The following is a 12,075-nucleotide window of genomic DNA, read 5'->3' as shown; positions in this document are numbered from 1 at the left end:
GCACCACAACGATCAAGCCAGGTGCAAGGCGGTCACGACGAGGTCGATCGCCTTGATGCCGATGAAGGGAATGACGATGCCGCCAAGCCCGTAGATCAAGAGGTTGCGGCGGAGCAGCGCGCCGGCACCGACGGCGCGATAGGCGACGCCCTTCAGCGCGAGCGGGATCAGCGCAATGATGATCAGCGCGTTGAAGATGATCGCCGACAGGATGGCGCTCTGCGGGCTCGACAGGTTCATGACGTTGAGCACGTTGAGCTGAGGGTAGAACGCCAGGAACATCGCCGGGATGATCGCAAAGTATTTTGCGACATCGTTGGCGATCGAGAACGTCGTCAGCGCACCGCGCGTCATCAGGAGCTGCTTGCCGATCTCGACCACCTCGATCAGCTTGGTCGGGTTGGAGTCGAGGTCGACCATGTTGCCGGCCTCGCGGGCGGCCTGCGTGCCGGTGTTCATGGCGACGCCGACATCGGCCTGGGCAAGCGCCGGCGCGTCGTTGGTGCCGTCGCCGCACATGGCCACCAGCTTGCCCTTGGCCTGCTCGTCGCGGATCAGCTTGAGCTTGTCCTCGGGGGTTGCCTGCGCCAGGAAGTCGTCGACACCGGCTTCCGCCGCAATGGCGGCTGCCGTCATCGGGTTGTCGCCGGTGATCATGATGGTGCGAATGCCCATGCGGCGCAGCTCGGCGAAGCGCTCGCGGATGCCGCCCTTGACGATGTCCTTGAGCTGGATGACGCCGAGCAGCCTGCCATCCCTGGCGACCGCAAGCGGCGTGCCGCCGGCCTTCGAGATCTCGTCGGCAATGGTCTGGATCTCGCGGCCGAGCTCGGAGAGCCCGCCGGGCTGAAGGGCACGCGCGGTGTTGCCGGAGGCAACCGCCAACGGCGCGCGGCCGCCGACATAGTTCAGCATCGCATCGACCGCGCCCTTGCGCACCGACGAGCCGCCGGCATCGACGCCGCTCATGCGGGTCTGTGCCGTGAACGGGATGAAGGTGGCACCTAACTCGGCCATATCGCGGCCGCGGATGCCGTATTTCTCCTTCGCCAGCACGACGATGGAGCGGCCTTCCGGGGTCTCGTCGGCGAGCGAGGCGAGCTGGGCGGCGTCCGCCAGCTCCTGCTCGGTCACGCCGCGAACGGGGCGGAACGCGGTCGCCTGCCGATTGCCGAGCGTGATGGTGCCGGTCTTGTCGAGCAGCAGCGTGTCGACGTCACCGGCGGCTTCGACCGCGCGGCCGGACATCGCCAGCACGTTGAAGCGCACCAGGCGGTCCATGCCGGCGATGCCGATCGCCGACAAGAGCGCGCCGATGGTGGTGGGGATCAGCGTCACGAACAGCGCGACCAGCACGATCACCGAGATCGAGCCGCCGGCATAGGCCGCGTAGCTCGGAATGGTGACGGTGGCGAACACGAAGATGATGGTGAGGCCGGCGAGCAGGATGTTGAGTGCGATCTCGTTCGGCGTCTTCTGCCGCTCGGCGCCTTCGACCAGCTTGATCATGCGATCGATGAAGGTCGAGCCTTGCGCCGCCGTGATCCGCACGCGGATCCAGTCGGACAGCACCTGTGTGCCGCCTGTCACCGCCGAGCGGTCGCCGCCGGATTCACGGATCACCGGCGCGGACTCGCCGGTGATGGCGGCCTCGTTGACGGAAGCGACGCCCTCGATCACCTCGCCGTCGGAGGGAATGGTATCTCCGGCCTCGACCAGCACGACATCGCCGACCTTCAGGCTGGTGCCCGGGACCAGCTTGAAGGCCTGGCCGGCGCCGGTCAGGAGCTTGGCCTGGCTCTCGGTGCGGGTCTTGCGCAGCGATTCGGCCTGCGCCTTGCCGCGGCCTTCGGCCACCGCTTCCGCAAAATTGGCGAACAGCACCGTGAACCAGAGCCAGAGGATGATCTGGAAGGTGAAGCCCAGGCCGGCACCGCCCGTGACGATGTCGCGCAGGAAGATCACGGTGGTGAGCGCGGCCACGATCTCGACCACGAACATCACGGGGTTTTTGACCATCAGCCGCGGATCAAGCTTGGTGAAGGATGCGCGGATCGCGGGCAACACGATTCTGGGATCGAGCATCGCCGACATCGGAGCGCGCTTTTGCAGTTTCATCGTATCCATGGAGGTCACTCCAAACAATCAGAGTCAGAAGACTTGGCCGGCGTTCATCGCGAGCTGCTCGACGATCGGACCGAGCGCAAGTGCCGGGAAGAAGGTGAGGCCGCCGATGATCAGGATCACGCCGACGACGAGGCCGACGAACAGCCCGCCCGTGGTCGGGAACGTGCCCGCCGACGGCGGAATCGATTTCTTGGCCGCGAGCGAGCCCGCGATCGCCATCGCCGGAACGATCATGAAGAAGCGGCCGACGAACATCGCGGATGCGAGCGTGAGATTGTAGAAGAAGGTGTTGCCGGTGAGCCCTGCGAAGGCCGAGCCGTTGTTGCCGGTCGCCGAGGTGAAGGCGTAGAGCACCTCGGTGAAGCCGTGCGGGCCGGCATTCGCCATCGAGGCGACCGCCGCCGGATAGACCACGCCGACCGCGGTCCAGCCGAGATACATCAGCGGCAGCACCAGGATCGCGAGCATCGCCATCTTGACCTCGCGGGCCTCGATCTTCTTGCCGACATATTCCGGCGTGCGGCCGACCATCAGGCCGGCGACAAAGATCGCGAGCACGACGAACAGCAGCATGCCGTAGAGGCCGGCGCCGACGCCGCCGATGATGATCTCCCCTAACTGCATGTTGATCAGCGGGATCATGCCGCCGAGCGCAGTGAAGCTGTCATGCATCGCGTTGACCGCGCCGCAGGACGCCGCCGTCGTGATCACGGCGAACAGCGAGGAGGCGACGATGCCGAAGCGGACCTCCTTGCCCTCCATGTTGTCGCCGGTCAGGCCGAGAGCGTGGAGGGTCGAGGTGCCGTTCGCTTCCGCCCAGTAGGTGACGGCGACGCCGGCGACGAACAGCACGCCCATGACGGCGAGGATCGCCCAGCCCTGGCGCTGGTTACCGACCATGCGGCCGAACACGTTGGTCATGGCCGCGCCGATTGCGAAGATCGACAGCATCTGAACGAAGTTCGACAGCGCGGTCGGGTTCTCGAAGGGATGGGCGGCGTTGGCGTTGAAGAAGCCGCCGCCGTTGGTCCCTAACATCTTGATCGCAACCTGCGAGGCGACCGGGCCGACCGCGATGGTCTGCTTGGCGCCCTCGAGCGTCGTCGCCTCGACATAATCGCCCAACGTCTGCGGCATGCCCTGCCAGACCAGAAACAGCGTGTAGACGACGCAGATCGGCAGCAGCACATAGAGAGTGGTGCGGGTGACATCGACCCAGAAATTTCCGACCGTGCGCACCGAGGCGCGCGAGAAGCCGCGGATCAGGGCCACCGCCAGCGCGATGCCGGTTGCCGCCGACAGGAAGTTCTGGTGCGTCAGGCCGAGCATCTGAACGAGATAGGACAGCGTGCTCTCGCCGCCGTAATTCTGCCAGTTGGTGTTGGTGATGAAGGAGATCGCGGTGTTGAAGGAGAGATCTTGCGCGACCGCGCCCTGCCCGGCCGGATTGAACGGCAGCACGGCCTGGAGCCGCATCACGCCGTAGATAATGAGGAAGCCGCCAACATGGAACAGCAGCATGGCGACCGTATAGGTCACCCAGTGCTGCTCGCGCCTCTCGTCGACGCCGGAAATCCAGTAGATGCCGGCCTCGATGGGGCGCAGCACCGGCGACAGGAAGGTCCGCTCGCCGTTGAAAACGCGCGTCATGTACCAGCCGAGCGGTTTCGTGAGCGCGACGATGATGACGCAGAAAAGAATGATCTGGATCCAACCGATCATAGTCATGGTATTAACCCTTCAGACCTTGTGTCTGGCGCAACAGCGGCAGGAGCACCGCAAGCAGGCCGGCGACGAGCACGGTGTCGGCCAGCAGCAATTCGAGAAGCAGCAGCACGGGTCAGAACCGCTCGGGCCGCAGCAGCGCGTAGGTGAGGTAGACCAGGAGGCCGAACGAGACGGCGCCGGCGAGCGCATAATCGAAGATCATGGTCCGCTCCCTCACAGCCGTTCGCAGGCGTAGGTGTAGCCGATCGCGAGGGCGAAGAAGGCGAAGCCCAGCGCCAGCATCAGAATGTCCATCATGGCGATACTCCTCAATACGAGACGATATCCGGCATTGCCTGTCTCTGGATTCCCGGCAGGCCGCTTGCTGCAAGCAAATGCAACACGTGTCTCTCCCGGCCGGGAACTTCACCGCGCTGAAGTGCCATTGCGCACATAGGTTTTCGAGATGGGGCCTATGGCGACGTTATAGGAATCTCATAAAGGCCGGCACGCCGTGCCATCCGCCATGTGACACCGACAACGCATTCCGGGAGCACGCGCTTTGCAAGCCGTGCAGCGACGCAATCCACCGACGCTCTTGCTTCTCGTTGGTACGGCAGGCGACGGCCAAGGTCTTTTCAAAACGCCCTGCCTCTATAGGCCTCCACCTTCGGCGGAGACCGTTGTCGCGAATCTGTCGGTCCTATCCGGAAGAATCCGGGCACTTATGAAATCCCTATATCTCCCGCCCGATCCCCATCTCGTTTTCAAATGTCCTTCCAGCCATCTTGGAGAGGCCGGCCGACTGACCGACACCAATTCCAGGAGGCCTGACATGACCGTCGCTTTCCGTCACTACGATCCACCATCGCTCGGCGCGCGCCTTCGTCACGCGCAGGTTATGACGCGGCCGTTGATGCTCGACATCATGCATGGCTGCCGGCGCTTCCCCTCCCTCGGCCAGAGCGAGCGCACTGCGCGCGTCATGCGCCTGATCGACGCGGAGGCCTGGACCGATGCTGCGCTGGCGCTGATGGAGCTCGAGCTGCCGCTGTGGCAGGTTCGCCGCATCGCCTATGACGAGGGCGAATGGCACTGCGCGCTCTCGCGCGAGCGCGAACTGCCGGACTGGCTGGACGCGGCGGTCGAGGCACGCCACGCCGACCTCGCGCTCGCCCTGCTGTCGGCGTTCATCGAGGTCCAGGCGCTGGCCGCCGAGGCATCGCGGCCAAGCGTTCCCACGGTGCGCCCTGCCCCGGATCCGCTCTACGAGCCGGTTGCCTGCGAGAACTTCAGCTAAGCCAGCCGGACAGGTTCGCGCCTTGCCGCAATCTTCGAACACATCGCGCGCTCTGAGCCCGGCGCGGGTGATCGCGCGCTTTGCCGTGCGCGTCGTCCTGCTCGGAGCCTTTGCCGCGTTCGGCAGCATCGGCTTCGGCCGCAGCCTCGCCACCCTGCTCTGGATGTCGATCATTCTCTGCGCCGCCGTCGCGGTTCTACGGCGCGAGCAGCTGTTTGGCGCCGTCCTCAATCATTGGGACGAATGCGTCGCGTTCGGCGCGCTGTTCGCGCTAGTCCACCTTGCCAACGCGCAAAGCTGAACAGGAAGCTTTATGAGCTTCCTATGAGATCGCCACAGGGCCTCACTCGAAATCATATTCGCTTGAACAGATATTGATCGAACGGTGGCGGGCGCGCGCCCGCCACCGCCGTCAATCGGAAGGAATACGTCAATGAAGCTCGTCGAACCTCCCTCGTACAGCTCCCCTTCAACTATCGTCTTCATCGGCCGCAACCGCAGGGGACAATGGGTTGCGCAGGAGCAGAACGGCCTCTATGGCGGCCTGTTCGTCAGCCGCGCCGAGGCCGTCAAATACGCGCTGTTCGAGAACGGACAGCATCCCGAGACCATCGTCGAGCTCCCGCGCGAGATCGAGCTCGACATGGGCAAGCGCCCCGACATCATCGTCTCGCAGCGCGCCGCCTGAGCCGGCGCCAACAGGCGACATACCATGTTCATCCCTCCCTCAGCCTGGTTCACCGGCTTCATTCCAGACCTGCCGACGCCGTTCGACGCGGCTGACACGATCGATGTCAAGGCGTTCGCCGCACTCTGCGAGCGCCAGGTCGCGGCGGGCGTTCCCGCGATCGTGGTCTGCGAGACGGCCGGTGAGGCGCCGACGCTCTCCCCGGCGGAGCAGGAGCTCGTCATCCGCACCGCGGTAGAGGTCGCACGCGGCCGCGTGCGGATCATCGCCGGCGCGGTGTCGAATGCCACCAGCCACGCCATCGAGCTTGCGCGGCGTGCGGAAGCGGCCGGCGCCGACGCCGTGATGGCGGTGGTGCCCGCCTACAACAAGCCGATGCAGGAAGGAATGCTCGCGCATTTCCGCGCTATCGCCGGCGCGATCGGCCTGCCCGTGATCCTGCACGACGTTCCCTCCCGCACGCTGCGCCCGCTCGCCGACGAAACGCTTCTGCGTCTCGTCGAGTCCCGCCAGTTCGTGGGCCTGTGCGACGCAAGCGCCGACATCACCCGCCCGATGCGCCTCGCCCGGCTGCTGCCGGCCGGCTTTCGCCTGCTCTCCGGCGACGACGTCACCGCCTTCGGCTATATCGCGAGCGGTGGCGACGGCGCGATCTCGGAAATCTCCAACATCGCGCCCGATCTTTGCCGCACGATCTTCTCGCAGGTCAGGCAAGGCCGCCTGCAATCGGCGCGTTACCTGCACAAGCGCCTTGCCCCACTCATCACCTGCCTCGCCAAGGACAGCCCGGCGGCACTCAAGAGCGCCCTGAGCGTACTGGGTCTGATGTCGCCGGCCACGAGGCTGCCGATCGTGCCGCTGGACGCGGCCGCGCACCGGGAGCTGGTGCGGGCGTTCGCCGCGATCGCCGACGAGGAGCTGATCGACAGCGTCGGGGCCTGATACCTCGCGCGACGTTCGGATCTCGTATGCCTCCATCAGTCGACGACCATCACAGGCTGCTCTGCGCCTGGCAGCTGGCAGTGCTGCGCTTTGCCGTGACGCGAAGCGATTCCGACCGGCTCAATGTTGCCGCGCTCGCAGCCGAGCTCGATCGTCTTGGCGGCCGGCGCAGCGGCGAGGACTCGCTGCACTTCTTCCGGCGCACCAGTTCCCGTCTCTGCGCGGCCATCTGCGGCCAGCGGCAAGACGCGGAGGTAACCCTGGACTGTTTCTGCAAGCAGATCGACGAGCCGCGGCTACGGCTTGCCTTTGCCGCCGCCGTCGGGCTCGCGCGATCGAAGCCGGCACGATCCAAACCGCAACCGAAACGCGACCCGAACCTCTTCAGAGGACTGCCGGCCCGACCGCCAGCGCCTTTATGACTTTCCTATACGGCAGCCGCAGTGGTCACCTCGCAATCATACGCCGCGGTGGCCATCATACGAGACAGATCGGAGCGGCCGTCTCGCCGCACCGGATAAGGACTGAAAAAATGTCGATCCTGACACATGGCCTTGATCGTCCCTTCGTGGCTGAGCGTCCGGCGCGCTTCTCCGAGGCACGCAAGGCGCAGCTTAGAGGTTTCGCGCTCGGCGCACTGACGCTGCTCTCGATGGGGTGCGTGCTCACCGCGCTGATCGCGCTGAGGACCGCAATCTATGTCTGGCACATGCACGGCTGACCCGCAGGGAGGCCCCTATGACCTTGCAGATGTGTGAGGAGGCCGCCATGGCCGCAATTGCCCTTCAGGCTTCCCGTCACCGGGCCGACACCAGGCAGGTACCGGCATCGACGCTCAGGCCACTCGATCCGGATGTCGTCAGTGCCGCCATCCCCGCCTTCTTCATTGGACGCAACCGCGCCGGCCTCTGGGTGGCCCGCGAAGCGAATGGACGCGTCGGCGGTCTGTTCCTGTTCAAGAGCTCGGCGGTCGACTTCGCCAACCGCCAGAGCGCGCCGGTGCGCTGCGCCCTGGTATTCCCTGTCGAGACCTTCGAGCTCGACATCGAGAACCGCGGCAATCCCGTGATCGCGCTGGCGGAAGGAGCCAGGCAGCTTCTCGCGCGCATGGTCGCAAGGCTGAAGACATGATCGAGCTCAAGATCGCCATCCTGGTCGCATTGATGGGCGCATTGCTGCTCGGCATGCGCACCAGTGCGACGCCCGCGTCGGACAAGTAGCGTGCAGCTTCTGAAGGGAAATCTCGAGCACGCTGTCACCACGACGATCCTGACCATGACGCTGAGCCTGGTCTGGGGCGCGATCCTGACGATCGTGATCACGCTCGTTGCGCGCGGGCTCGGCGCCTGACCCTCACCTCTTATCCGCCTCGATCAGCCGCGCCAGCTCCGCCGCCGTCGGCCGCGATGCTGGGCGAGATCGGCGCCGCCTTCGACCGCGCCGAAAAGGAAGCCGAGATGGTGGTGCTGCGCTCGGCCCGGCCGGACATCTTCTCCGCCGGCTTCGATCTGAAAGTGTTCGCCTCGGGCGATGCCGCCAAAAGCCTCGAGATGGTCCGGGCCGGCGCGGAGCTTGCGCTGCGGCTGATGGCGTTTCCGCATCCGACCATCGGCGTGATGGAGGGCCATGCCTATCCGATGGGGACCTTCCTGCTGCTCGCCTGCGACGTCAGGCTGGGTGCACGAGGGCCGCACCGCATGGGTCTGAACGAGGTCGCGATCGGCATCGCACCGCCGAGCTTCGCCATCGAGCTGGCGCGCAGCCGCCTGCATCCGGCCTGGCTCAGCCACACCGCCACGCTGGGCAAGATGTACGAGCCCGACGAGGCGCTGACGGCAGGCTTCCTCGACCGCGTGGTTGCGCCGGAGGTCATCGACCATACCCTCGAGGAGATCATCGCGGCCTTGCGCGCGATCCACAAGCCATCGCATGCGACCGCAAAGAAGCGCCTGCGCCAGCCGGTCATGGACGCCATGCGGGCGGCGATCGATCGTGAATTGACCATGGCTGCCTATGAGGCAAGCAACCGGGCGCGCAGCGCGGTCGCGATGCCGGCCTGAGGCCTCGTATCCCGCGGAAAAAGGCTTCGCCTAAAAGTACTTGCCGATCTGGCGCAATTTCACGGAACCGTGTAGATCGGTTTCATGAGCACAAGCAGCGTCAACGTCGTCGCCCACCCCCTGATCCAGCACAAGCTCTCCCTGATGCGGGAGAAGGACCGCTCGACCAAGAGCTTTCGCGAGATCCTCAACGAGATCGGGATGCTGCTCGGCTACGAGGTGACGCGCGACCTGCCGCTCGAGCTGGTCGAGATCGAGACGCCGATCGCGGCCATGCAGGCGCCGAAGATCGCCGGCAAGAAGCTCACGCTGGCGCCGATCCTGCGCGCCGGCGTCGGCTTCCTCGACGGCATGCTGGCGCTGATGCCCTCGGCGCGCATCGCCCATATCGGGCTCTACCGCGACCCCGAAACGTTGCAGGCCGTGGAATATTACTTCAAGGCGCCGCAGGACCTGTCCGACCGCACCGTGATCCTGATGGATCCGATGCTGGCGACCGGCAACTCGGCTTGCGCCGGCGCGTCCCTGCTCAAGGACCGCGGCGCCCGCGACATCCGCTTCGTGTGCCTTTTGGCCGCGCCCGAGGGCATCGCCAGGTTCCAGAGCGAACACCCTGACGTGCCGGTCTGGACGGCTGCGATCGACGAGCGGCTCAACGACCACGGCTATATCGTGCCGGGCCTGGGCGATGCCGGCGACCGGATGTTCGGCACCAAGTAGACAGGTTTGCGCGATCGGGTTACTCCGGTTGCCATGAGCGCCGACGAACTCTCGCTGCAATCGCTAATCCGGGTCGAGGCAGCCGCCGATCCTGTCTTCGTATTCGACGGCACACCCGTCTCTCGCGCCGAATTCTCGGCAAAGGTCGAGAAGAGCGCCGCCTGGCTTGCGGCCCAAGGCATCGGCAAAGGCGACGTCGTCGCGGTCTGGCTGGTCAACCGGGTCGAATGGATCGCACTGCTGTTCGCCGCCGCCCGCCTCGGCGCGGTCGTCGCCGCCGTCAACACGCGCTACCGCAGCGCGGAAGTCGCGCATCTGCTTCGCGTTTCCGGCGCAAGGTTGATGGTGGTCGAGGCGGCGTTCCGCTCGATCGATTTTGCCGCCATTCTCGCCGATGTCGCCAGCGCCGAGGTGCCAGCGCTGCAAAAGCTTGCCGTGGTCGGCGCGGATGCGATGCCTGCGCACTGGCCCTGCGTACGGTTCGATGCGTTTGAGGAGTCCTATCCGCCGGCCCCGCCGACCCAGGACGATGTCGACCTGCCCGTGCTGCTCTATACGACGTCAGGCACGACCAAGGGGCCGAAGCTCGTCGCGCATTCGCAGCGGACGCTGGCGAGCCACGCTGTCTCTGTCGCCAGGGCGCTCAGGCTCGATCCGCGGCGTCATTCGCTGCTCGCCATGCTGCCGTTCTGTGGCACCTTCGGCATGACGAGCCTGCTCGGCTTCATCGCAGCGGGCGCGACCGTCCATGTGCTGGACGCCTTCGAGGCCGCGCCGGCGCTGAGGATCCTCGGTGAACACAGGATCACGCACTCGTTCGGCTCGGACGAGATGTTCCGCCGCATTCTCGCCCTCACCGATGCACCGCGTCCGTTTCCGCATCTCGAACTCTGCGGCTTCGCCGCGTTCCAGCCCGGCTGGCGCGAGCTGGCCGCAGAGGCCGAGGCCCGCGGCCTGCCGCTGTTCGGCCTCTACGGCTCGAGCGAGGTGCAGGCGCTGTTCTCGATTGGCCGTGCCAGCGACGCCTTCGCCGATCGCATCGAGGGCGGCGGCTGGCCGATGTCACCGGAGGCGAATGTGCGCGTCCGGGACACCGAAACCGGCGAGCTCACGGCCCAAGGCGTCTCCGGCGAGATCGAGATCAACGCACCCTCGCGCTTCCTCGGCTACTTCAACAATCCGGACGCGACCCGCGATGCGATCACCGCGGACGGCTTCTTCCGCACCGGCGATATCGGCCGGCTGCGCGGCGACGGCGCCTTCGTTTACGAGACCCGCGCGGGCGACGCGATGCGGCTCGGCGGCTTCCTCGTGGCCCCCGGCGAGATCGAGGATGAGCTCAAATCCTGCCCGGGTGTTGCCGATGCCCAGGTCGTCGCGGTCGATCTGAAGGGGCATGCGCGCTGCGTCGCCTTCGTGATCCCGGCGAAGGAGCCGCCGCAGCAGGAGGCGCTCACCGCGCGGCTGCGCGAGCGGCTCGCCGGCTACAAGGTGCCGGCCCGGATCTTTGTCGTCGAGGCCTTCCCCGTCACCGACAGCGCCAATGGCGTCAAGATCCAGCGCGCCAGGCTTCGCACCATGGCCATGGAGCGGATCGCCGCCGAATGAGTTCGTCCTATTTCAGGTAGCTCGCGAGGTTCAAACTCAGGATCTTGCCGAGCGCCGAATAGGACGCGGTAAGCTGGGTCTGGTAGGTCGAAAGCTGCGCGGTAATGGCGGCAACATCGACGCTGGTGAGGTCGTTCGACAGCGTCTCGGCATAGCTCTTGTAGTCGGTCTGGCGGGCGCTGGCGGTCTCGATCGCAGACGCGGCACTGGACAGCTTTGCCTGCACCGCCGCGGTGTCGTCGAGCGCCGTGCTGGCGAGGTCCAGCGCGCTGGTGATGTCCGAGGACGACAGCGTGGTGCTGTTGGCGACGAACTTCAGCACGCGCATCACCTCCTCGAATGCGGAATTGTCGGCGGTGACGCCGTAGGACACGGTTTCATCGGCCGCAACCCGCACCGAAGCAATCTCGCTGTCGCCATTGTAATAGCTGGTGTCCGCCGTGGTCGTCGAGCCGGTGCCGGACGAGAAGGTCGTGAGATCGACCGGCGCCGTCTCAGTCTTGCCGCCGGCGAAGACGTACTGGCCGTCATATTGCGTATTCATCAGCGAGCCCATCTGCTCCAACAGCTGCTGGGCGGAGCTGATCACCGAATTCACCTCGGTCGAGCTTCCCGTCGAGGCGGCGCTGAGCTGGGAGCGGAGCTGGGTGAGGATGTCGGTGACCGAGCCGACCGCCGAATACATCACCTGGACCTTGCTGTCGGCGAGCGTTGCCGCATCGATATAGGACTGCGCGCGCGTCACCGAGACCTGGAGATTGACGACGTGCTGCGCGTCGGAGCCGTAGCCGCCGAAATCGGTCGAGACGACGCCCGAGGATTCCTGGATCTGCTTGTTGGCCATGACCGACTCCACGCGCATCGCGTCGGCGATCATCCGGTTCGACTGGGCGAAGGTGGCAACCCGCATCGCGACCATGCGC

The 12,075-nt window shown here is 65.8% G+C and carries 15 protein-coding genes; 11 read left to right on the top strand and 4 right to left on the bottom strand.

What is annotated here, in order from left to right; genetic code table 11:
- Window positions 1-12 precede the first annotated feature (12 nt).
- The 3 genes from kdpB to ACVJ19_RS17795 all read right to left on the bottom strand — a co-directional run bounded on the left by kdpB (window position 13) and on the right by ACVJ19_RS17795 (window position 4,057).
- Complete coding sequence (gene kdpB / locus ACVJ19_RS17805; protein WP_453950339.1) at window positions 13-2,127, bottom strand: potassium-transporting ATPase subunit KdpB; 2,115 nt, start codon at window positions 2,125-2,127, stop codon at window positions 13-15.
- A gap of 24 nt (window positions 2,128-2,151) precedes the next feature.
- A complete protein-coding gene (gene kdpA, locus ACVJ19_RS17800; RefSeq protein WP_453950337.1) occupies window positions 2,152-3,855 on the bottom strand; it encodes a potassium-transporting ATPase subunit KdpA in 1,704 nt (567 codons plus the stop codon).
- A gap of 112 nt (window positions 3,856-3,967) precedes the next feature.
- Window positions 3,968-4,057, bottom strand: a complete 90-nt coding sequence (locus tag ACVJ19_RS17795; RefSeq protein ID WP_018641117.1) for a K(+)-transporting ATPase subunit F — start codon at window positions 4,055-4,057, stop codon at window positions 3,968-3,970.
- A 612-nt stretch (window positions 4,058-4,669) separates the two neighbouring features.
- On the opposite strand from ACVJ19_RS17795, the gene ACVJ19_RS17790 reads away from it, so the two are divergent.
- The 11 genes from ACVJ19_RS17790 (at window position 4,670) to ACVJ19_RS17740 (ending at window position 11,152) form a co-directional block, all read left to right on the top strand.
- Window positions 4,670-5,134 (top strand): hypothetical protein, encoded by a 465-nt coding sequence (locus ACVJ19_RS17790; RefSeq protein WP_453950336.1) that lies wholly within the window; start codon window positions 4,670-4,672, stop codon window positions 5,132-5,134.
- A gap of 22 nt (window positions 5,135-5,156) precedes the next feature.
- Window positions 5,157-5,435 (top strand): hypothetical protein, encoded by a 279-nt coding sequence (locus ACVJ19_RS17785; protein ID WP_453950335.1) that lies wholly within the window; start codon window positions 5,157-5,159, stop codon window positions 5,433-5,435.
- 132 nt (window positions 5,436-5,567) lie between these two features.
- Window positions 5,568-5,822 carry a hypothetical protein gene (locus tag ACVJ19_RS17780; protein WP_453950333.1) on the top strand — a complete coding sequence of 85 codons (255 nt, stop codon included), beginning with the start codon at window positions 5,568-5,570 and terminating at the stop codon, window positions 5,820-5,822.
- A 24-nt stretch (window positions 5,823-5,846) separates the two neighbouring features.
- Entirely contained in the window at window positions 5,847-6,764 is a 918-nt protein-coding gene (dapA, locus tag ACVJ19_RS17775) for a 4-hydroxy-tetrahydrodipicolinate synthase (protein WP_453950332.1), read from the top strand.
- An 80-nt stretch (window positions 6,765-6,844) separates the two neighbouring features.
- On the top strand, window positions 6,845-7,186 hold the full coding sequence (locus ACVJ19_RS17770) for a hypothetical protein (protein WP_453950331.1): 342 nt from the start codon (window positions 6,845-6,847) through the stop codon (window positions 7,184-7,186).
- A 110-nt stretch (window positions 7,187-7,296) separates the two neighbouring features.
- On the top strand, window positions 7,297-7,485 hold the full coding sequence (locus ACVJ19_RS17765; RefSeq protein WP_453950330.1) for a hypothetical protein: 189 nt from the start codon (window positions 7,297-7,299) through the stop codon (window positions 7,483-7,485).
- A gap of 17 nt (window positions 7,486-7,502) precedes the next feature.
- Window positions 7,503-7,895 carry a hypothetical protein gene (locus ACVJ19_RS17760; protein ID WP_453950329.1) on the top strand — a complete coding sequence of 131 codons (393 nt, stop codon included), beginning with the start codon at window positions 7,503-7,505 and terminating at the stop codon, window positions 7,893-7,895.
- 90 nt (window positions 7,896-7,985) lie between these two features.
- The gene (locus tag ACVJ19_RS17755) at window positions 7,986-8,114 is read left to right on the top strand and encodes a hypothetical protein (RefSeq protein WP_453950328.1); all 129 of its coding nucleotides are present in this window, start codon (window positions 7,986-7,988) and stop codon (window positions 8,112-8,114) included.
- 56 nt (window positions 8,115-8,170) lie between these two features.
- The gene (locus tag ACVJ19_RS17750) at window positions 8,171-8,824 is read left to right on the top strand and encodes a crotonase/enoyl-CoA hydratase family protein (protein WP_453950327.1); all 654 of its coding nucleotides are present in this window, start codon (window positions 8,171-8,173) and stop codon (window positions 8,822-8,824) included.
- Window positions 8,825-8,908: 84 nt separating this feature from the next.
- Complete coding sequence (gene upp, locus ACVJ19_RS17745; protein ID WP_456739407.1) at window positions 8,909-9,544, top strand: uracil phosphoribosyltransferase; 636 nt, start codon at window positions 8,909-8,911, stop codon at window positions 9,542-9,544.
- A gap of 33 nt (window positions 9,545-9,577) precedes the next feature.
- On the top strand, window positions 9,578-11,152 hold the full coding sequence (locus tag ACVJ19_RS17740; protein WP_453950326.1) for an AMP-binding protein: 1,575 nt from the start codon (window positions 9,578-9,580) through the stop codon (window positions 11,150-11,152).
- Between the two features lie 7 nt (window positions 11,153-11,159).
- Here the strand turns inward: ACVJ19_RS17740 and ACVJ19_RS17735 are convergent, their stop codons facing one another.
- Entirely contained in the window at window positions 11,160-12,071 is a 912-nt protein-coding gene (locus tag ACVJ19_RS17735; RefSeq protein WP_453950325.1) for a flagellin, read from the bottom strand.
- Between the last annotated feature and the right edge of the window lie 4 nt (window positions 12,072-12,075).

It is taken from the genome of Bradyrhizobium sp. USDA 376, from assembly GCF_054063675.1.
This window is presented reverse-complemented; position numbering and strand designations above follow the sequence as displayed.